This window comes from Bacillus sp. FSL W8-0629 (genome assembly GCF_038593225.1).
Classification (GTDB): domain Bacteria; phylum Bacillota; class Bacilli; order Bacillales; family Bacillaceae; genus Bacillus; species Bacillus altitudinis.
Map to the genome: position 1 here is coordinate 184,380 of NZ_CP151975.1, position 20,725 is coordinate 205,104.

The 20,725-nt window shown below is 42.9% G+C and carries 20 protein-coding genes and 5 tRNA genes; 24 read left to right on the forward strand and 1 reads right to left on the reverse strand.

Annotated features, from left to right (window positions below):
* Positions 1 to 12: 12 nt before the first annotated feature.
* Complete coding sequence (gene murQ, locus NSQ17_RS01035) at positions 13 to 924, reverse strand: N-acetylmuramic acid 6-phosphate etherase (protein ID WP_017358876.1); 912 nt, start codon at positions 922 to 924, stop codon at positions 13 to 15.
* A gap of 220 nt (positions 925 to 1,144) precedes the next feature.
* Here murQ and NSQ17_RS01040 point away from each other — a divergent pair.
* The 24 genes from NSQ17_RS01040 to NSQ17_RS01155 all read left to right on the forward strand — a co-directional run bounded on the left by NSQ17_RS01040 (position 1,145) and on the right by NSQ17_RS01155 (position 20,713).
* A tRNA-Glu gene (locus NSQ17_RS01040) sits at positions 1,145 to 1,219 on the forward strand.
* A 6-nt stretch (positions 1,220 to 1,225) separates the two neighbouring features.
* Positions 1,226 to 1,301: transfer RNA gene (locus NSQ17_RS01045), tRNA-Val, on the forward strand.
* 3 nt (positions 1,302 to 1,304) lie between these two features.
* Positions 1,305 to 1,377, forward strand: a tRNA-Thr gene (locus NSQ17_RS01050).
* A gap of 28 nt (positions 1,378 to 1,405) precedes the next feature.
* Positions 1,406 to 1,490, forward strand: a tRNA-Tyr gene (locus tag NSQ17_RS01055).
* Between the two features lie 4 nt (positions 1,491 to 1,494).
* A tRNA-Gln gene (locus NSQ17_RS01060) sits at positions 1,495 to 1,566 on the forward strand.
* Positions 1,567 to 1,702: 136 nt separating this feature from the next.
* Positions 1,703 to 2,614: an arginase gene (rocF, locus tag NSQ17_RS01065; protein WP_039170230.1), complete on the forward strand. Its 912-nt coding sequence runs from the start codon at positions 1,703 to 1,705 to the stop codon at positions 2,612 to 2,614.
* A gap of 184 nt (positions 2,615 to 2,798) precedes the next feature.
* Complete coding sequence (gene sigW, locus NSQ17_RS01070; RefSeq protein ID WP_007498553.1) at positions 2,799 to 3,362, forward strand: RNA polymerase sigma factor SigW; 564 nt, start codon at positions 2,799 to 2,801, stop codon at positions 3,360 to 3,362.
* 14 nt (positions 3,363 to 3,376) lie between these two features.
* Positions 3,377 to 4,003, forward strand: a complete 627-nt coding sequence (gene rsiW / locus NSQ17_RS01075) for an anti-sigma-W factor RsiW (protein ID WP_047946092.1) — start codon at positions 3,377 to 3,379, stop codon at positions 4,001 to 4,003.
* A 203-nt stretch (positions 4,004 to 4,206) separates the two neighbouring features.
* Entirely contained in the window at positions 4,207 to 5,028 is an 822-nt protein-coding gene (cdaA, locus tag NSQ17_RS01080) for a diadenylate cyclase CdaA (protein WP_008344027.1), read from the forward strand.
* Positions 5,021 to 6,427: a YbbR-like domain-containing protein gene (locus tag NSQ17_RS01085; protein ID WP_035704327.1), complete on the forward strand. Its 1,407-nt coding sequence runs from the start codon at positions 5,021 to 5,023 to the stop codon at positions 6,425 to 6,427. The genes cdaA and NSQ17_RS01085 overlap by 8 nt, the downstream gene beginning before the upstream one ends.
* 25 nt (positions 6,428 to 6,452) lie before the next feature.
* Positions 6,453 to 7,799, forward strand: a complete 1,347-nt coding sequence (gene glmM, locus NSQ17_RS01090) for a phosphoglucosamine mutase (RefSeq protein ID WP_008360584.1) — start codon at positions 6,453 to 6,455, stop codon at positions 7,797 to 7,799.
* A 579-nt stretch (positions 7,800 to 8,378) separates the two neighbouring features.
* Positions 8,379 to 10,181: a glutamine--fructose-6-phosphate transaminase (isomerizing) gene (glmS, locus tag NSQ17_RS01095; protein WP_342467744.1), complete on the forward strand. Its 1,803-nt coding sequence runs from the start codon at positions 8,379 to 8,381 to the stop codon at positions 10,179 to 10,181.
* Between the two features lie 481 nt (positions 10,182 to 10,662).
* A complete protein-coding gene (locus tag NSQ17_RS01100) occupies positions 10,663 to 11,019 on the forward strand; it encodes a DUF2200 domain-containing protein (RefSeq protein WP_024719119.1) in 357 nt (118 codons plus the stop codon).
* 160 nt (positions 11,020 to 11,179) lie between these two features.
* A complete protein-coding gene (locus tag NSQ17_RS01105; protein WP_017358881.1) occupies positions 11,180 to 11,371 on the forward strand; it encodes a PLD nuclease N-terminal domain-containing protein in 192 nt (63 codons plus the stop codon).
* A gap of 14 nt (positions 11,372 to 11,385) precedes the next feature.
* Entirely contained in the window at positions 11,386 to 12,303 is a 918-nt protein-coding gene (locus NSQ17_RS01110; RefSeq protein WP_024719120.1) for an ABC transporter ATP-binding protein, read from the forward strand.
* Positions 12,300 to 13,064, forward strand: a complete 765-nt coding sequence (locus NSQ17_RS01115; RefSeq protein WP_024719121.1) for an ABC transporter permease subunit — start codon at positions 12,300 to 12,302, stop codon at positions 13,062 to 13,064. The genes NSQ17_RS01110 and NSQ17_RS01115 overlap by 4 nt, the downstream gene beginning before the upstream one ends.
* A gap of 155 nt (positions 13,065 to 13,219) precedes the next feature.
* A complete protein-coding gene (locus NSQ17_RS01120; protein ID WP_024719122.1) occupies positions 13,220 to 13,939 on the forward strand; it encodes an ABC transporter ATP-binding protein in 720 nt (239 codons plus the stop codon).
* Positions 13,908 to 16,373: an FtsX-like permease family protein gene (locus NSQ17_RS01125; RefSeq protein ID WP_342467745.1), complete on the forward strand. Its 2,466-nt coding sequence runs from the start codon at positions 13,908 to 13,910 to the stop codon at positions 16,371 to 16,373. The genes NSQ17_RS01120 and NSQ17_RS01125 overlap by 32 nt, the downstream gene beginning before the upstream one ends.
* 5 nt (positions 16,374 to 16,378) lie before the next feature.
* Positions 16,379 to 16,891 carry a PadR family transcriptional regulator gene (locus tag NSQ17_RS01130; protein ID WP_041508142.1) on the forward strand — a complete coding sequence of 171 codons (513 nt, stop codon included), beginning with the start codon at positions 16,379 to 16,381 and terminating at the stop codon, positions 16,889 to 16,891.
* A gap of 125 nt (positions 16,892 to 17,016) precedes the next feature.
* Positions 17,017 to 17,415, forward strand: coding sequence for a RidA family protein (locus NSQ17_RS01135; protein ID WP_039169392.1), 399 nt, complete (start codon positions 17,017 to 17,019; stop codon positions 17,413 to 17,415).
* 217 nt (positions 17,416 to 17,632) lie between these two features.
* Complete coding sequence (locus tag NSQ17_RS01140) at positions 17,633 to 18,355, forward strand: ABC transporter ATP-binding protein (protein ID WP_144668355.1); 723 nt, start codon at positions 17,633 to 17,635, stop codon at positions 18,353 to 18,355.
* Positions 18,348 to 19,769 carry a sporulation killing factor system integral membrane protein gene (gene skfF / locus NSQ17_RS01145; protein ID WP_342467746.1) on the forward strand — a complete coding sequence of 474 codons (1,422 nt, stop codon included), beginning with the start codon at positions 18,348 to 18,350 and terminating at the stop codon, positions 19,767 to 19,769. Before NSQ17_RS01140 ends, skfF begins: the two co-directional genes overlap by 8 nt.
* 18 nt (positions 19,770 to 19,787) lie before the next feature.
* The gene (locus tag NSQ17_RS01150; protein ID WP_024719127.1) at positions 19,788 to 20,303 is read left to right on the forward strand and encodes a HEAT repeat domain-containing protein; all 516 of its coding nucleotides are present in this window, start codon (positions 19,788 to 19,790) and stop codon (positions 20,301 to 20,303) included.
* On the forward strand, positions 20,303 to 20,713 hold the full coding sequence (locus tag NSQ17_RS01155; protein ID WP_342467747.1) for a thioredoxin-like domain-containing protein: 411 nt from the start codon (positions 20,303 to 20,305) through the stop codon (positions 20,711 to 20,713). The genes NSQ17_RS01150 and NSQ17_RS01155 overlap by 1 nt, the downstream gene beginning before the upstream one ends.
* The last annotated feature ends 12 nt before the right edge of the window (positions 20,714 to 20,725 follow it).

Here is a 20,725-nt window from a genome sequence, read left to right on the forward strand (position 1 = left end):
GAGTTTCCTCCTTTAAGATTGATGACGTAAGATGGCTTTGTCGATGTGACCATCTGCTTTGTTGAGCAGGTCTTTGGCTGTCTTTTTATCTGTTTTGGTTTGGAGCATGACGATGGCTGTTTTAACTTCTAAATCGGCTGCTTCAAGTGCTTTTACGGCTTGTTCGTAGGAAGCATTGGTCACATGCTGAATGATGGTGATGGCGCGTTCTTTTAGTTTATGATTGCTTACTTTTACATCTACCATCAGGTTTTCATATACTTTGCCTTGTCTGATCATGACAGAGGTGGAAAGCATATTTAAAATCATTTTATGAGCGGATGCGGCTTTCATTCGTGTTGACCCAGTGATGGCTTCTGCTCCTACGACGACTTCAATGGCGCAGTCTGCTAGTTCGCTAATCTCTGCTTGTTCATTGCAGCTGAGGGCTACTGTTTTTGCTCCAATGGTTCTAGCATAGTTTAAAGCGCCAATGATATAGGGTGTTCTACCGCTCGCCGCGATGCCGACAACCGTATCTTTTGATGTCAGGTGGATGTGTTCTAAATCTTTTTGACCAGCTTCTTCACTGTCTTCCACATCTTCTGCTGCATGTGAAAAGGCAGAGTCGCCACCGGCCATGATGCCTACGATGACATCAGGTGAAATGCTATAGGTAGGTGGACATTCGACCGCATCCATTACTCCAATTCTGCCGCTTGTTCCAGCGCCTAGATAAATGAGTCTGCCCCCATTCGAGATGGATTCAAAGGCAAAGTCACTTGCTGTCTTTACGTCTGGAAGGACACGGTTGACGGCTTGAGCGACCTTCATATCTTCCGCATTTATCATTTGGAGTATTTCTAGCGGGCTTGCTTGTGAAATTCTCATGGTGTTAGGGTTTCTTGATTCTGTTGTCAAAGAACGCAGTTGAGATGGCTGCATGTGACATACCTCCTTATTTCTTCATTTTCAGTATATTGAGTATGACATGAAATTTCAATATTATATTTAAATACTGAAATTATATTTCAGTCGAAATGTTGTGCTGATGAGGGTTGAATAGTTAGAAAATAAAAAAAATAAAAATCCCCTTTACAAAAGGGGGACAACCTGTATATAATAACTTTTGTCAGCTTCACGGAAACAGTAAACTTGACAAACTGGCCCGTTGGTCAAGCGGTTAAGACACCGCCCTTTCACGGCGGTAACACGGGTTCGAATCCCGTACGGGTCACCATCATGTGGAGGATTAGCTCAGCTGGGAGAGCATCTGCCTTACAAGCAGAGGGTCGGCGGTTCGAGCCCGTCATCCTCCACCATATGCCGGTGTAGCTCAACTGGTAGAGCAACTGACTTGTAATCAGTAGGTTGGGGGTTCAAGTCCTCTTGCCGGCACTGTTTTTCTTTTATCAATTCCATATGTGGAGGGGTAGCGAAGTGGCTAAACGCGGCGGACTGTAAATCCGCTCCCTCCGGGTTCGGCGGTTCGAATCCGCCCCCCTCCACCATTTTTGGGCTATAGCCAAGCGGTAAGGCAACGGACTTTGACTCCGTCATGCGTTGGTTCGAATCCAGCTAGCCCAGTTAAGACACCTTTTTTAAAAAGGTGTCTTTTTTTATTTTGACGATTGGAATGTATAACTATTCAAAATATTGTTGAGTTGAGTCAGAAGGCACCGAGAAAGTAAAATATAAGCATGAACGGAAAGGGGATGTACATATGGGAGATCAAAAGAAGGTCACAATTGTCGGGGTGCCGATGGATCTCGGTCAAATGAGAAGGGGCGTCGATATGGGGCCGAGTGCCATTCGCTGTGCTGGTGTAAAAGAAAAATTGGAATCGCTTTCATTTGATGTTGAAGATCTAGGGGATATTCCTGTTGAGCAAAGAGATGATGAGAAAGGTCTCTATACAAGTGAAAAACTGAAAAACTTAACGGAGAATGCTGGCGCAAACCAGCTTCTTGCTGAAAAGGTTAGCAGTATTGTGCAGTCAGGTTCGTTTCCGCTGATTTTAGGCGGGGATCATAGCATTGCAATTGGTACACTAGCCGGTGTAGCCAAACATTATGAAAATTTGGGTGTCATTTGGTATGATGCGCACGGTGATTTAAATACAGAGGAAACTTCTCCTTCTGGAAATATTCATGGGATGCCGCTCGCTGTCAGTCTCGGCTTTGGGCATGCTGATTTAATCAATATTGGCGGTTATACACCTAAAGTAAAGCCTGAGAATGTGATCTTGATCGGTGCTCGTTCTTTAGATGAAGGAGAGCGGGCATTGATTAGAGAAAAAGGTATTAAAGTGTATACGATGCATGAAATCGATCGATTAGGGATGACGAGAGTGATGGAGGAAGCCATTGCGTATTTAAAAGAAAGAACAGATGGTGTTCATTTGTCACTTGATTTAGATGGGCTAGATCCTGCAGAGTGCCCTGGCGTGGGAACGCCGGTTGCTGGCGGCATCAGTTATAGAGAGAGTCATCTTGCAATGGAGCTTTTAGAGGAAGCAGGTATTTTGACTTCTGCTGAGTTTGTTGAGGTGAATCCGGTATTAGATGAGAAAAATAAAACAGCAGAAGCGGCAGTTGCATTAATTGGTTCTTTAATGGGTGAAAAGCTATTATAGAGCGGGACTTGTTCCCGTTCTTTTTTAATTTTGGGGAAATTTAAGGATATGTTAAGGTTTTTACCGGCTGATAAGCGTAACATGCTGTCAAAAATTTGTTACACTATTTTTTAGAGGAGAATGAAACCTTTTGGAACGAGGTTCGTATACATAAAGACCGGTGAAGGCAGAGGTTGAATATACTATGGAAACAATGATTAAAAAGAGAATTAAGCAAGTGAAAAAAGGCGACCAGAACGCATTTGCAGACATCGTAGACCTGTATAAAGACAAAATTTATCAGCTGTGCTATCGTATGCTTGGGAATGCACATGAAGCAGAAGATATTGCGCAGGAGGCGTTTATTCGTGCCTATGTGAATATTGAGAGCTTTGATGTGAATCGTAAGTTTTCCACGTGGCTGTACCGCATTGCAACCAACCTGACCATCGACCGTATTCGTAAAAAAAAGCCGGATTATTATTTAGATGCAGAGGTGGCAGGGACAGAAGGACTGAATATGTATTCTCAAATTGCGGCTGACGGCATTTTGCCAGAGGACGAGGTGGTGTCGCTTGAATTATCGAGCACCATTCAGCAAAAAATTTTAAGATTACCCGATAAATATCGCTCGGTCATCGTATTAAAGTATATTGATGAACTCTCGTTAAAAGAAATTAGTGAGATTCTGAATATACCAGTTGGTACGGTGAAAACGAGAATACACAGGGGTAGAGAGGCTCTCCGGAAACAGTTGAGAGACCTTTGAGTGAGGTGATTTTGATGAGCTGTCAGGAAAGAATCGTCCTGCTTATGCATCAGTATTTAGACGGGGATATAGAGCCCGAAGATGAAAAAGAATTAAAGAGCCATCTGCAATCGTGTGAGGAATGCCGTACTCATTTTCAACAAATTGAGAAATCCATCGCGCTCGTGCAGAGTACATCTCATATAGAAGCACCATCTGATTTCACTGCAAAGGTGATGGCAGGTCTTCCAAAGGAGAAAAAGCGTGTGTCGATTCAAAGATGGATCAAAGCTCATCCGCTAATGGTCGCCGCTGCCCTCTTTGTCATATTGATGGGAGGCAGTCTGTTTACTAGCTGGAATACGGATCATAATTTCAGTGTGTCAAAGCAGCCGAATCTCGTGGTTGAAAATGATACAGTGACGGTACCTAAAGGGGAAACCGTCAAAGGTGATGTCACTGTGAAAAATGGCAAGCTGATTGTAGAAGGCAAGGTTGATGGAAACGTAACAGTCGTCAATGGAGAACAGCTGACTGCTTCTGCCGGACAAGTCACTGGTCAAATCAATGAAATTAATGAAGTGTTTGATTGGGTTTGGTACAAAATGAAGTCTACAGCACAAGACGTGATGCGGGTCATTGGGCCAGAGGAGCAAAAGTAAATCAAACAGTGTGAGAGCAGTCTCTAAGGGACTGCTCTTTTTCTATTGATGGACAGACTTGAATGCCAGCCAGATATGGCAACTATTTTCCTTGCTGAAACAAAATGTGGTATAATAGCCACGCTATGTACTTACACATAGGCTCTTTTTTTATAAAAAATGAATCGAACGAAGAATAACTGAAAATTCTGGAGGACGAGGAAATGGCTTTAGGGGATATTCCTTTTTTGCAGTACCTCGGTAATGCTGTTGATATTCTCGTTGTTTGGTATGTGATATATAAATTAATGATGGTCATCCGCGGAACAAAAGCGGTTCAGCTTTTAAAGGGAATTGTCGTCATTGTTCTCGTCAGGATGGGGAGTGCGTATCTCGGTCTTAACACACTTCAATGGCTGATGGATCAAGCGATTACGTGGGGGTTCCTTGCGATCATTATTATTTTTCAGCCAGAGCTAAGGAGAGCGCTTGAGCAGCTTGGGCGCGGCCGTTTCTTCTCTAGAAGCGGAACACCTGTAGAGGAACAGCAGCAGAAAACGATCGAGGCAATTACAAAAGCAATTAACTATATGGCAAAACGAAGAATAGGCGCGCTATTAACGATTGAGCGTGATACTGGAATGAATGATTACATAGAGACCGGAATTCCTTTAAATGCAAAGGTCAGTTCTGAGCTGCTGATTAATATCTTCATTCCGAATACACCGCTTCATGACGGCGCTGTGATTATGAAGCGTGATGAGATTGCAGCTGCGGCGTGTTATTTACCGCTGTCTGAAAGTCCTTTTATCTCTAAGGAGCTCGGTACACGTCACCGGGCGGCAGTTGGTATTAGTGAAGTAACGGACAGTTTAACCGTCATTGTCTCCGAGGAGACAGGCGGCATTAGTGTCGCAAGAAATGGTGATCTCCATCGAGAATTGACAGAAGAAGCGCTTGAAGAAATGCTGATTGCTGAGTTTAGTAAGAACAGCAAAGATGCTTCCTCGACCAAATGGTATTGGAGGGGCAAGAAAAATGGATAAGATTTTGAATAATCGCTGGGCCGTTAAGTTTCTTGCATTGGTCTTCGCTTTATTGCTGTATGGTGCAGTCAATTCAGCGCAAGCGCCCACGCCGAAAAAAATCGGTGAATCCTTTTTCCCAACATCGACAACAGACGAAGCAACCTTAACGGACATTCCTGTTAAAGCATATTATGACGACGAAAAGTATGTAGTCACTGGTGTGCCGCAGACAGTCAATGTCACGATTAAAGGATCAACTAGTGCTGTGAAAACAGCAAGACAAACGAAAAATTTTGAAATTTACGCAGATATGCAAAACCTGACGACAGGTACACATAAAGTCGAATTGAAGGCAAGAGATGTATCGAAAGGAATCACGTTAACGATTAATCCGTCTGTGACGACTGTGACGATACAAGAAAAAACGACAGCTGAATTTCCTGTTGAAACTGAATTTTATAATCAAAATAAAATCAAAGACGGCTATTCACCAGAGCAACCTATTGTGAATCCGAAAAATGTCACGGTTACTGGCTCAAAAGACGTGATCGACAAAATTTCTGTCATTAAAGCATTTGTGAACTTAGAGGATGTTGATCAGCAAATTGAGAAAGAAGCGAAGCTCACTGTGTATGATAGCAGCGGGAATGAGCTGCCAGTCGAAGTGAGTCCGTCTGTGGTAGATATTACGGTCCCGATTACGAGTCCAAGCAAGAAAGTTCCGTTTAAGATTGAGCGGACGGGCAGCTTGCCAGATGGGATCAGTATCTCAAGCATCGAGACAAGCCCAAGTGAGGTTACAGTCTATGGTTCTCAAAAGGTGCTGGATGCACTTGATTTTATTGACGGCGTTAAGCTCGACCTAAGCAAGATTAAAGATGATACAGAGATTGATGCCGACATTCCACTGCCAGATGGTGTGAAAAAGGTATCGCCTGAAACTGTTAAAATCAAAGTGAAGGTTGCAACAGCTGAAGAAAAAAAGATCGATAATGTCCCAATTTCTGTCGTGGGTCTGAGCAAGGATCTTAGCTCTGCATTTGTGAGTCCGTCTTCTGGGCGTCTCACACTAACAGCAAAAGGATCAAAGAGTGCAATTGATAAACTAAAGGCTTCAGATATTGAAGCCTATATCAATGTCGGGGACTTAAACGAAGGAACACATGAGGTCAAAGTACAAGTGAATGGCCCTCAAAATGTGACGTGGACATTATCTAGATCGAAGGTCAAAGTGAAACTGACTTCTACTGATACAGAAGATCAGCCGGCTTCTACGAATGATCGAAAAGATCAATCATCCGATGATGATCAGGAAGAGAAGAGTCAAAAGGAATCAACACAAGATAAAGCAAAAAAAGAATCAAGTCAAAGACAGCGGGTCAAAGAAGATAACAAAGAGGACGCAGCGTCCTCTTGAATGGTAAAAAAGGAGCGATTGAAACATGGGCAAGTACTTTGGAACTGATGGTGTAAGGGGTGTGGCTAATAGCGAATTAACGCCAGAGCTCGCATTTAAAATTGGGAGATTTGGCGGCTATGTGCTCACGAAGGATAAAGAACGTCCAAAGGTACTCGTTGGACGAGACACGCGTGTATCTGGTCATATGTTAGAAGGAGCACTCGTAGCAGGCTTACTTTCAATTGGGGCTGAAGTCATGCGTTTAGGTGTGATCTCAACACCTGGTGTGTCTTATTTAACGAAAGCAATGGATGCAGAAGCAGGTGTCATGATTTCAGCTTCGCATAACCCAGTTCAAGACAACGGAATTAAATTTTTCGGCGGTGATGGTTTTAAACTGTCAGATGAACAGGAGAATGAAATCGAGCAGCTGATGGATCAGCCGGTCGATCAATTGCCACGCCCAGTTGGAGCGGATCTTGGAACAGTAAATGACTACTTTGAAGGCGGTCAGAAGTACTTGCAATTCTTGAAGCAGACAGCGGACGAGGATTTCACAGGCATTCACGTAGCGCTTGACTGTGCACATGGTGCAACATCTTCTCTTGCAACACATTTATTTGCAGATTTAGATGCAGATGTGTCAACAATGGGAACATCACCAAACGGATTGAATATCAACGATGGCGTAGGTTCTACTCATCCAGAGGCACTTTCTGCTTTTGTGAAAGAAAAAGGAGCGGATATTGGTCTTGCGTTTGATGGTGACGGCGACCGCTTAATTGCAGTCGATGAAAAAGGTGATATTGTAGACGGCGATCAAATTATGTACATATGTGCACGTTATCTAAAGGGTGAAGGTCGATTAAAGGATGACACGGTCGTGTCAACGGTCATGAGTAACCTTGGTTTCTATAAAGCGCTTGAGAAGCAAGGCATTAAGAGCATTCAAACCGCTGTTGGTGACCGCTATGTGGTCGAAGCGATGAAAAAGGATGGCTATAATGTCGGAGGCGAGCAGTCAGGTCACTTGATTTTCCTTGATTATAATACGACAGGTGACGGCATGCTTTCAGCGATCATGCTCGTGAATACACTAAAAGCAACAGGAAAAACATTATCAGAGCTTGCAGCTGAAATGGAGAAATTCCCGCAACTTCTAGTGAATGTGAAGGTATCTGATAAGTATAAAGTGGAAGAAAATGAAAAAGTAAAAGCTGTGATCCAAGAGGTTGAAAAAGAGATGAACGGTGACGGACGTATCCTTGTGCGTCCATCAGGAACAGAGCCGCTTGTACGTGTCATGGCAGAGGCGAAAACAAAAGAGCTGTGTGATGAATACGTGGCTCGCATTACGGCTGTTGTCAAAGAAGAAATGGGTATTGAGTAATTGATGTAAAGCAAATCGCTAAGCAGCGGTTTGCTTTTTTTCGAATAAACGTCATAAGAGGAAAGTTCTATACGAATGATATAAGCGAGGGCAATTTGCTGCTTGCTTTCATACATAAGAGAGCACATCAAAGGTAGAACGTGACAAGCCTCATCGCATATAGTGTAGGGAGGTCTCACTTTCTAACATGAAAGGGATCACCCGCTAAATTGTGATTGACGGAGGTCAGACCTTATAGTACAATCATCCTTGTGTTACTGGATTTTTATTCTAGCAGGAAAGGCAGGGTAGATGTTCAGCCACTCTTATAATTATAGCGCCCGAACTAAGCGATCGAACGAGACAGATGCTTAGTTGACGAGGATGGAGGTTATCGAATTTTTCGGCGGATGCCTCCCGGCTGATCAAATATAGAGATCACAGCCGTAAGTGTTTCTTTAAAGCAAAGAGGTGACTCTTTGTACAAAGGGAATACACATGATCTCCCAAATTAAACATGTAGAGAGGGACGAAGAAATGTCCCTTCTATTTTAGTAGGCTTTCTTTGTCCCTTTCACATGATCGGGAGGAAGAATATTTATGTGTGGAATCGTAGGTTATATTGGTCAGAATGATGCGAAGGAAATCTTATTAAAAGGTTTAGAGAAGCTTGAGTACCGCGGGTATGACTCAGCAGGTATCGCTGTGGCAAACGAAGATGGCGTGCATGTGTTCAAAGAAAAAGGACGTATCGCTGAGCTTCGTGAAGTCGTTGATACAAACGTGGCATCTTCAGCAGGAATTGGACATACACGCTGGGCAACACACGGTGTACCAAGCCATCTAAATGCGCATCCGCATCAAAGTGCTTCTGGCCGTTTTACGCTTGTTCATAACGGTGTCATCGAGAACTATGTACAATTGACACGCGAATATTTACAAGACGTCACACTAAAAAGCGACACAGATACAGAGGTTGTTGTTCAAGTCATCGAACAATTTGTGAATAGAGGTCTTGATACAGAGGAAGCTTTCCGTCAAACGCTTCTTCAACTAAAAGGCTCTTACGCAATTGCCCTTTTCGATAACGAAAACAAAGAAACAATCTATGTGGCGAAAAACAAAAGCCCGTTATTGGTTGGTTTCGGCGAAGATTTCAACGTTGTGGCTTCTGACGCAATGGCGATGCTTCAAGTAACAAACGAATATGCGGAATTAATGGATAAAGAAATGGTCATTGTCACAAAAGACGAGGTCATCATTAAAAACCTTGACGGTGATATCATGACACGTCCTTCTTATATCGCTGAGCTTGATGCAAGCGACATTGAGAAAGGCACATATCCTCACTACATGTTAAAAGAAACGGATGAACAGCCGCTAGTGATGCGCAAAATCATCCAAGAATATCAAGACGAAAACGGCAAGTTGTCAGTCGCTGGCGATATCGCAAGCGCAGTAGCAGACGCAGACCGCATTTACATCGTGGCTTGTGGAACGAGCTACCATGCTGGACTTGTTGGTAAACAATACATTGAAGACTGGGCGAAAGTACCTGTAGAAGTCCATGTAGCAAGTGAATTCTCTTACAACATGCCGCTTCTATCGAAAAAGCCGTTGTTCATCTTCCTTTCTCAATCTGGGGAGACTGCGGACAGCCGTGCTGTACTTGTTCAAGTCAAAGAGCTTGGTCATAAAGCATTAACGATCACAAACGTACCAGGATCTACGCTTTCTCGTGAAGCAGACTTCACATTGCTTCTTCATGCAGGACCAGAAATCGCAGTGGCTTCAACAAAAGCTTACACAGCACAAATCGCTGTTCTTGCGATCCTTGCATCTGTTGCAGCTGAATTAAATGGTCAATCACTTGACTTTGATCTTGTGAAAGAGCTTGGGATTGTGGCAAACGCAATGGAAGCCCTTGTCGATCAAAAGGATGAAATGGAACAAATCGCTCGTGACTTCTTCACAGTGACACGTAACGCATTCTTTATCGGAAGAGGACTTGACTACTATGTGTGCCTTGAAGGTTCACTAAAATTAAAAGAGATCTCTTACATCCAAGCAGAAGGCTTTGCTGGCGGAGAACTCAAACACGGCACGATTGCTTTAATTGAAGAAGGCACACCGGTCATTGCCCTTGCCACGCAAGAGCACGTGAACCTCAGCATTCGCGGTAACGTCAAAGAAGTCGTTGCACGCGGCGCAAACCCATGTGTCATCTCACTAAAAGGCCTAGAAGACGAAGGCGACCGTTTCGTCCTTCCAGCTGTACACCCAGCACTTGCACCACTTGCATCTGTGGTCCCATTACAGCTAATCGCTTACTACGCAGCCCTTCACCGCGGGTGTGATGTGGATAAACCACGTAACCTTGCGAAGAGTGTGACGGTGGAGTAGGTTTTAAATAAAATCGGTTTTTTGATACCCCTTTAGATATAATTGTCTAAAGGGGTATTTTTGTGTCAATAGAACTAGCAGTTGAAAGATTTAAGCTGAACTTTGATTGATAGATACTATTTCCATGATGCTATGATGATAAATATTCTTAGGGGGAAATATTATTTTTATTCGATACGTAAAAAAAGAAAAATGGGGAATTGTTTTTTTCATAATTGGTTATATTGCATTGTTTGTCATTTCTTATTGTTTAATTGGTGGTCCTGTCTCAAGCGGAGGACCAATTGGTGTATTCCTTGGATTTTGTATCGTTCAATTTCTTAAATATAGAGCTTTCAAAAAAGATGAAAGAAATAATAAAGGCATATATCATCGTTTATAAGTTGTATTTTTAACACATTATACTAAGTGCATAATGAGAGGGAGTTCCCTTGAGAAAGCGTGACAGTTTAAATATTTAACGAAGAAAGAGAGCAGACACATGACCAAACATAAAATTTACACAATGAGCTTTGCAAAAGTCTATCCTCTCTACATCGCAAAGGCAGAGAGAAAGGGTCGAACGAAGGCTGAGGTTGATACGATTATTTGTTGGTTGACGGGGTACAGTCCAGCAGAGTTACAGCAACAGTTGGACAAGCAGATAGACATTGAAACCTTCTTTGCTGACGCCCCTGAGCTTCATCCTTCCCGCAGTTTAATCAAAGGAGTCATCTGTGGTGTTCGAGTAGAGGACATTGAGGAAGAAACCATGAAAAATATTCGGTATCTAGATAAGCTGATTGATGAGTTAGCCAAGGGAAAGAAAATGGATAAGATTATGCGAGATTCATCATGACCATCACAAGCAAGCCCAGTGAATAACCCTCACTGGGCTTTTTTATATTTATAGACCATTCGATTGATAAAAATAAAAACCATTTGAACGAATTCCCTCTTCATGTCGTCAAAAGAAGTAATACCAAAACAAATTAACGTTTGAAAAGGGAGTGGCGTGGATGGATATGAAGCTGATTTTACCTCTTATTTTGCTACAAGCCATTTTAATGGTGATTGGTTTGTTTGATTTGTTGAAAAGAGATCCATCGAGGATTAGGGGAGAAGTGAAGTGGGTTTGGGCCTTGGTGATTGTGTTTGTGGCGAGTGCCGGTCCTATTGCGTATTTCATTTTTGGTCGTAAACAATCTTAGTAGGGGGGATTCGCTTGAATATGTTGGAGTGTCACGGGCTGACGAAATCGTATGGACGGCATGAAGTGTTAAAAGATGTCTCGTTTTCTGTTGGGGAGGTTGGATGTGTTGGCTTTTTAGGAGTCAATGGAGCGGGGAAGACAACGACGATCCGGATTTTGACGGGGCTTGCTCGTCCTACGTCTGGCGTTGTGAAGGTGGCAGGTTTTGATGTCGAAAAGGACATGGATCAAATCAGTCAGGTGATTGGGTACTGTCCGCAGCATCCTGCATTTTATCAGGACATGACGGGGCAGGAATGGATGCATTGGGTTGGCGGGTTATTTCATTTAGAGAAACACACCATTCGTTCCAAAACAGAGGAGCTGTTGAAGCTTTGCCGGGTGTATGAGGCGAAGGATCGTGCCATTGGCAGCTACAGCGGAGGGATGAAGCAGAGACTTGCCATTGCGCAGGCATTGATCAACAGCCCGAAGGTCCTCATACTAGATGAACCAGTGTCGGCACTTGATCCTATGGGGAGAAAAGACGTCCTTACTTTGATTGAGCGTCTAAAGCATGAGATGCTGATCTTTATGTCGACCCATATTTTAGATGACATTGAACGAGTGGCGGATCATATTATCATGATCAACAGCGGCAAAATTGAGATGTCCTCTTCGATGAAACAGCTCAAAGAAGACTATATCCAGCCCGTGATTGAATTTCAATTAGAACAACAGAATCCGAAACTAGTGGCTTTGTTAAAAGAACGGGATTGGGTGGAGGAATGCATGGAGACAGGGGACACTTATCAGGTACGAGTGAAAGATCAACAAATGGCATTGAGAGAGCTGCCGGGTCTCATCACTGAAGCTGGCGGTGTTCTTCTCCAATATCGACTATCTAAGCTAACGCTTGAAGATATTTTTATGAAGGTTGTGACGGCATGATGATGTTGAAAAAGGAATTTAGGGAGTTATTCACTAGTTATAAAATCTTATTTGTGCCAATCATTTTTACGATTTTAATGATCACCCAGCCTATTACGCTCAAAATGCTGCCAGATCTTTTGTCGAAATCAGCGAATCTACCTGAAGGGTCTACATTTTATATACCAGAGCCTAGTGCTGGAGAAGCTTTAGCCAGTGCATTGAGTAAATTTGATTCGCTCGGCGTGTTTATCCTCATTATGATCGTGATGGGGACGATTGCTGGAGAGCGTGCATCTGGTGTGACAGCCATGATTATGGTGAAACCGATCAGTCGAATGAGTTATTATGTCTCGAAACTATGCGCCTATGCCTGTTTAACTTTGTTTAGTTTGATAGTGGCGGTGCTAGCTTCCGTTTATTATGTGAACATTCAATTTGGGCATGTGGCTTGGGGCGATGTGTTAAAAGGAACGCTTTTGTATTATCCAAACCTACTGCTTATTGTGGTGTCGACCATTTGTGCATCGGCATTCTTTAAGCGTTCAGTGACTGCGGGCGGCGTTTCCCTTTTGATCAACCTCATCCTGTTTACCGTTCCTTCGTTTTATGAGGATGCATTAGGGAAGTTTGCACCTAAAGGCGTCACAAGTGCGGCTGAGGAGATGATTCATAGAGGGACTTATTCGGATCAGGCGCTTACAAGCTTTCTTGGTGTATCGGTATTGATTGGTTTCTTTTTTCTCATCGGATGGTTTCTTTTTAGAAAACAAGAATTATAGCATGATGTACCCTTTGGATATGAAAATCTAAAGGATTTTTTATATATTTAGTAAGTAATAAATAAGATGTAAATACATATTATCATGATTTAAATGTTGAAATAATATATACTTAGTATATAATTACTCCGTAAAGGGATGGGAGGAGTTTGCAGATGATTCAGATCAAGCATGTGAAGAAGGAGTTCATTCAAGGCCAGGAGCGGACTGAGGTGCTGAGGGGCGTTGATTTGACGGTAGAAGAAGGGGAGTTTGTAGCGGTGATGGGACCGAGTGGTTCTGGAAAAAGTACATTACTTCAGCTGTTAGGCGGGCTTGATCTGCCTACTGATGGAGAGATTTTGATAGATGAGCATCAGTTAAGTGAGATGAATGAGAAAGAGAGAACGATTTTTCGCAGAAAACAGATTGGGTTTGTGTTTCAAAATTATCAGCTGCTGCCTACATTAACTGTCGAAGAAAATGTGGCGTTTCCGCTGCATGCAGATGGACGTTTAACAAAGGAGAATCAACAGACGGTTGTAGAGCTGTTAGAGGCTGTTGGCTTGAATGGGCTTGGGCGGAAACGGGCTAGTTTGCTGAGCGGCGGGCAGCAGCAACGTGTAGCGATTGCAAGAGCTCTAGTCAATCAGCCGTCAGTGCTGTTAGCAGATGAGCCGACGGGGAACTTGGACCGACATAGAGCGGAGGATATTTTGGCGTTAATGTGCAAGTTCAATCGAGAAAGCAAGCAGACGATTATTATGGTGACGCATGATATTTTCGCAGCGGGGTTTGCGGATCGAATCATCCTTTTTAAAGACGGTGTTATTGATCAAGTGATTTCTAGAAAGGATGATGATTATGCTCAGTATGTGGCGAATTTCATGGCGTAACATGATTCAGCATAAAAAGAGGTTCGCCATTTCTGTCTTAGGCATCATGGTGGGGATCGCTTTTGTCACGTCAATGCTCATTGCCGATCGAACGACAAATGATGTGTTTCATTACTATGAGCAAATGTATGTCGCTGATGCAGATTATTGGGTGTTGAGTGATGATCATACATATGATGAGGAACAGATCTCCTCCATTTTAAAGCATCCTGATGTGACAGGATCATTATTAGCGCTGGATAAACAGACGTTTTTTGATGTAGAAGGTGATCACTCTCTTAACCAACGGGCGGTGCGAATTACCGGGGTGCAAGATCAAACGAGCTCTTTACTGAAGCTGCCTGTGATTGAAGGGCGTTTGGATAATCAGGGGTTGGTCATACCAGATGTTGTGGCAAAGCTGTTGAATAAAAAAGTGGGAGATACCATTCGTTTTTCTGATTTGGGCGAAGCGAAGGTATCTGCCATTGTGGAATATACACAGCTGCTTTCAAGTCCGAGTGACTGGAAGAGTGCAGAATCATCGAGCTTTCGTGTGATGGCGCCGCTTGATATATTGAGAGACTGGACGGGAATGGATGATCAGCTTTCTTATATGAGATTTCAGACAAATGAAGGCGGGGAACAGCTCTTTCAATCTTTACAGAAAGAGTTCAAGGATGCAGATGTTTTTGTCCAGCCTGTGGTGGCGGATGACCGGCAAAGTAATGACATTGGCGGGTTGTACACGTTCTTTTACCTCATCGCAGGGCTGTCGATGTTTATGAGCGGTTTTATCGTGTTTAATATGATCTATACGAGTGTGATGGAACGAAAAAAAGAATTTGCGATTATGAAGAGCTTCGGTTATACACAGGGCTCTGTTTCTAAGCTGATGTTGATTGAGGTTTTGATCTTGGCTTGTATTGGAACCGTCATTGGGGTACCGATTGGCGTTTGGCTTGGGGATGTGTTCATGCAAACACTGCTTGGTGTGTTTGCTTTTGATATGGTGTATTCGTTAGATTGGCAAGTGCCTGTTGTAATAGCAGTGATCATTGGTATTGTGTTCCCTGTGCTGTTTTCGTTATTTCCGATCTATCATGCAGGGAAAACGTCTGTGCTGCTGACTTTAAAATCCACCACCCAAACTTCTGCACCGAAGAAACAATCGGTCATTAGAGCGGCGATAGGGATAGGCTTGCTTTCATTTGTATGGGTGGATCATCCGGCTGCTTATCTTGCCATTTTAGCCAGCATGGTTCTGTTATTCCCATTTTTCCTGCTCTTTTTGAACCGGTTGTTGGCGCCTCTTTTGAAGTTTGTCTTTGGTTACCCGGGTCATCTATCCTCGCAGCATGTCACGCAGCAACTGAATCGAAATGCTAATACGGCGGCGATTCTAGCTGTTGGGATTGCTGTGATCTTGCTTTTAAGTGCGGTCATTGAATCGGCTCCAGATGGCTATGAAAAAGAGATTCGTCAAACGTATGGAGGCGATCTCAGGGTTACTTCTGAAGCCCTATGGACGAAAGCGGATCAAGAAAAGCTGTCATCTTATGAGGCTGTTGAGCGGGTGGAACCGATGATGGAAGCGGCTCCTTTGACATGGGAAACGGCTGATGGAGAGAAAAGACAATTTTCTCTGATCGGCGTAGAGGAAAAGGGACCGTCTTTTATAGAAGATGACAATAAAGGCGATTTGTATCAACATTTAGCAGAAAAGCCCTCTATCGTGTTAGGAGAGCGTGCGTTTGATGAATGGGGTGGGCATATTGGAGAGAGTGTGTATCTCAATGCACCTTCTGGCCGGCAGCAGTTACAAGTCATTGATGTGGTCAAGACTTCTCATCATTCAGGTTATGTGGCATTTGTCGATCAGACATTTTTACAAGAGGATTTAGGGTGGACGCAGCCCCTTGATATCCTGCTTACGTTAAAAGACAAAGGGGCCGGTGAGTCTTTACGAGATCAGCTATGGGAAGACTTTGGGCAGCGGCTTTCAAAGGTGAAAACAGTAGAGGATGAGATTGAATCAACGACATCGGCTTTAACTGGTATGAACGAGTTAATTTCTATGATGCTCATTTTCATTATGGGGCTCGCGAGCATTGGAACAGCCAATACACTGCTGATGAATACGCTTGAACGTACGTCTGAGATTGGCACCATGCGGGCACTTGGGCTAACAAAGCAGCAGGTGAGAAAAATGATCGTCGGAGAAGGTGTGCTCATTGGGTTATCAGGTGTGATTGGCGGCATTTTATTTGGTGTGATTCTTCTATATGTCTCAAGCCAATCTGATTGGCTCGGTGGATTTGTTTCATTTCAATTGCCGCTTGTGCATCTACTGCTGGCAGTGATCGCAGGAATTGCACTCAGTTTAGCGGCTTCGTGGATTTCTAGTGCGACAGCGAGTAAAATAGAGATGATATCATCTCTCAAAGAAGGTTAAATCATATGTCAGTGAAATACGGAATTTTAACATCGCTCTGTCAGCAGCAACATCATGGATATGAATTAAAGCTAGAGCTGGAGTCATTGCTCGGAATAAAAGGAAAAATCAACCCGGGTCAAATCTACACAACGCTTGATCGGTTAATTCGTGATCAATTGGTGACAGCAGTGGGAATAGATGACCAAGATCGAAAGTTGTACGACGTGACGGAAGAAGGCAGACAAGAGCTGGAATCATGGCTGTTGGCGCCTGTTCCGTATCATGCTGTAAAGGATGATTTTCACTTTAAATGGGGCTGTGCACGGAAAATCAGATTTCATCAAGAAAAAGAAATGCTTCAGCAGCAGAAAGCCGTCATCATGAAAGATGTGATGGAACTCACGAAGCTGAAAACGGAATGTCTTGTGCAAGGTGATGAGAGTCGGTACTTATTGATTTCTGGCACGCTGCTTCATTTAGAGGCGGATTTGAATTGGATTCATCAAATTGAGCATCGGAGCGGAGCATCATTTTAGAGAGGTCTTTCTTTTGAAGAAAGGTCTTTTTTTGGCTTCGTTCGGAGCATACGCAGATAGGATGGGAAGAAAGTTTGGTATGATAGGTGTAAATTGATTGTATTTTCAGAAAAGGGGTTTGATCAATGAAAACATCACGTAATCCTGAGACCATTCACGCGCCAGTTGCACCGTACATCCATCAAATAGAGACAACAGGGCCGCAGCGTTGGTTAACCTTATCAGGACAAGTGGGGATGGAAGTCGATGGGACCATCCCAGCGAGCCCGATGGAACAGCTCGAGCTAGCGTTAGAGAATGTAAAACGCAATGTAGAAGCGGCAGATATGAAAGTAGAAGATATAACAAAGCTTGTGTTTTATTTGGTAGGTGAGTTTGATGCCGAGAGTAGAAAACGAATCATGGGTCAGTTTTTAGGGGATCACCTGCCTTGTATGACGATGATTTATGTGGTGGCTTTGGCTTCACCTGCTTTAAAGGTCGAGGTGGATGCTTGGGCTTGTCGGGATATGGATTCGGTTTGAATTGGTTTATTTAATAGATAAAAGGTTGGGATGATTGATGCCCAATCTTTTTTGTTTTGTTATCTTTTAGTATTTTAAATGATTATAATTCTCTTACCCTTTTATACCTCATATGGTAATATTATGGTAAATAATGAGTGGGTCTAATTACATTTACATTCCACCGTAAAAACACCATAGATCAGCATACATCACTCTAATAAAAGGGAGAGATTTGATGCCATTCATGGAGGTTCAGAATGTAAGCAAACGATATAGCAATGGTGATGGGATAGAAGGCCTTTCATTTTCCATTGAAGCAGGGGAGGTTGTGGCGCTGCTTGGGCCTAATGGTGCGGGGAAGACGACAACCATTCGATGTTTAACAGGTCTCTATCAACCTGATCAAGGGGAAATACTCATAGAGGGATTTCCTCCTGGTCATTCCCATGTCCAAAAACAAGTAGCTCTTATTCCAGATCAGCCATATTTGTACCCAGATTTAACGGTTGCTGAACATGTTCAATTCCGTGCGAGGGGCTATCATAAAGGTTTAAAACAGATCAAAGAGAAGGTATTTGAGGCGTTGAAAGAAGTACATATCGAAATGAAGATGAACGAATTGTGCGGAAGGCTTTCAAGGGGTCAAAAACAGCGTGTCGTCTTAGCAGGGGCCATTGTGCAAGATGCCTCCCTTTTTATTTTAGATGAGCCGACCGTTGGGTTAGACATCCCTTCGAAACAATGGTTGTCAGATTGGCTGATACAGAAGAGCCTTCAAGGTGGTTCGGTTCTTGTGTCCACTCATAGTCTAGAGTTTGTTCTTGATACGGCTAGTAGGGTGATATTGATTCGAGACGGTGCCATCATGAAAAGTATCGCTGTTCCTAAGCAGCAGGAAGAACAAATGAAGTGGCGGACAGAAGTCATTCAACTTCTAGGGGAGTGGTCTAGTGAATAACACGCTTTCCCTTTTATGGATGAAATCCCAAAGGCGCTTGATCAGTAAAAATCAAGAAAAGAAAATGCCCTTTCTGATCTTGCTACTTATGATGGCTGCCATCGGTTTTCAGCTGAGCGTAGTCTCAAGTATGGGCGATTGGAATGCAAGTACAGCTGGATGGATCATTGTCGTTTTATTTGTTCTTTATACTGGCTTTGGCTTGTTTTCGAATAGGCTGCCTAGTCAGATGAACGATATTATGTGGTTGTATGGAAGTGGTGCTTCCTTATGGACAGTTGTGATGAGTGTATGGGTATATCACATTTTTTGGCGATGTGCTCTTCTCATTGTTTCTGCTGTGATGGCTGATATCCTCCTTCTTTGTTTAACGCAGCAGTACTTTTTTCTACTTGGTAAATCACTCCTGTTAACAGCGCTGTTATGTATGATCGAAACATGGATGATTGCGGTATCTTGTGCAAGAACCATTCAAGTATATAAGCGAGTGCTCTTCATTGGTTTTATACTGATATTTGGTTGTCTTTCATTGCTCACTTTGAATCAATTGATATTGAAACAGTCGTCTATGATGGAGATATCTGCTTCTTTGATGTATCAAGTCGGACGCATGATAGAGGAGTTTTCATTCATTTCTGTATTGATATTACTTGGAGTGATGATTTTATCTTTCATGATGATGTACAGGTCGAGTCATCGTATAGAGATGATGGAGTCGTTAGTCAAAGAGGCGGCATTTTGGGAGGAATTTGAGGGGAAACAGGTTCATGCAAATCCAATAAGTCCAAAGAAAAGCAAGACGTGGTGGGGGCTTTCAACATTAACCGGCATCTGGGCTTTCCTTTGGCTAGAAATATTGATGATCAAAAAGTATGCTACCTTCCACCTGTTATCTACCATGCTGTTGATCGGTACTTACTATGTCGTCAGTTCTTATTTTTCAGATTGGTTGACTCTATTCTTTCTGGTCATTGGTGCATCTGTCCTGTTCAGTTCATATTACGCTGGGATTGTAAGACACGGGCAAACGGGAGTACTGTATCTTTTTCCGGGTGCTTTATATCAAAAGATTCTTCTATTAGAAGTGTTTCAAACCTTTTGGTTGTATGGTGTCTACTTGATTTCTCTTATCTTGTTAGAGATTCATGATGTATTGTATTGGGCCATTTATGGGGTAGGGGTTTATATTTGGTTTTTGACCATACGGCTCTTTGCCTTTACGCAGCCTTTGAGACGAGAAGCGAGTCTTTCTTTGGGCATCTATTATCGATCATTGCTCATCGGATCTGTCATAAGTGCTGCGGTCATTAATTGGATTCATTTGTTCACTGATGGATGGTTTACAACGATGACATGTGTATTTGCTGGATGTGTATGTTATGTGATGTGTTATCGATGCCGTGGGACTCATTAAAAAGAGGAGTTGATTGTCATGAAACCAGAAGATAAGCTATCCCAATCGGTTCAACGTTTAGTCAATACCAATGAAGTAACGATCGTTCAAGCCATGGGGGAGTTAAGGAAATCAGGAAAAGAGGCAGTGCCAGTGCTTGTTGAAGCCTTAAAAGAAGAGGGTTCTTTGCGGAATATTGCAGCAGCGGTTCTTGGTGAATTTGGAGCAGATGCAGGGGACGCAGCAGAAGCTCTTGCCAAACTGTTAGAAAGTGAAGAAGAGGAGACAAGAATGGCGGCTGCGATCTCACTCATGAGAATTGGTCAGCCTAGTTTACCATTTCTTCTGCCTTTGGCAAAACGCTATAAGGGTCCTACTTGTTTTTGGGCGTCGTGGTGTATCTCTTGGATTGACCCATCAAAAATCGAAAAAAATATGTACGAGTGCCTAAAACAGGAACAAGAGAATCCATCAGGAAATGTGGCCCCTTTTGCCGCAGAAGAGGCACTAGGAAAAATCATCGCTTTTCAATTAAAAGAAAAGGGGGATGAGTAGTGGAATCGCAAATACTTAAATGGCCTGAGCACCTTCCGTGGATTCATTCTTCACATCAGCGGTGTTTACCAGAAGAGCATACTCAGCTTCTTTATTTTTGGTCAGTTAACTGTCAAGAATTAACCGACCACATTCTGCATAGTGTGGATCAGTTGAGTATCCATTTAACCTGTGTCCATGTTCCATATACGGAAGAAGAAAAATCGATAGAGGTTGTTTCGAAATATGCGGAGGAAAAGAATCTCATTGCTCCCATTGTGTTGGATCAAGATTATGAGATTGTCACAAAATATAAAATTCAAGGATTGCCAAGTTTTTGCCTCATAGATAAAGAGGGGCAATTAATTGATCGGAAAATGGGAGATACCGGCTGGGGAAAAATATTAAAAAAACTAGAAAAACGATCATAATTAGGGTTATGG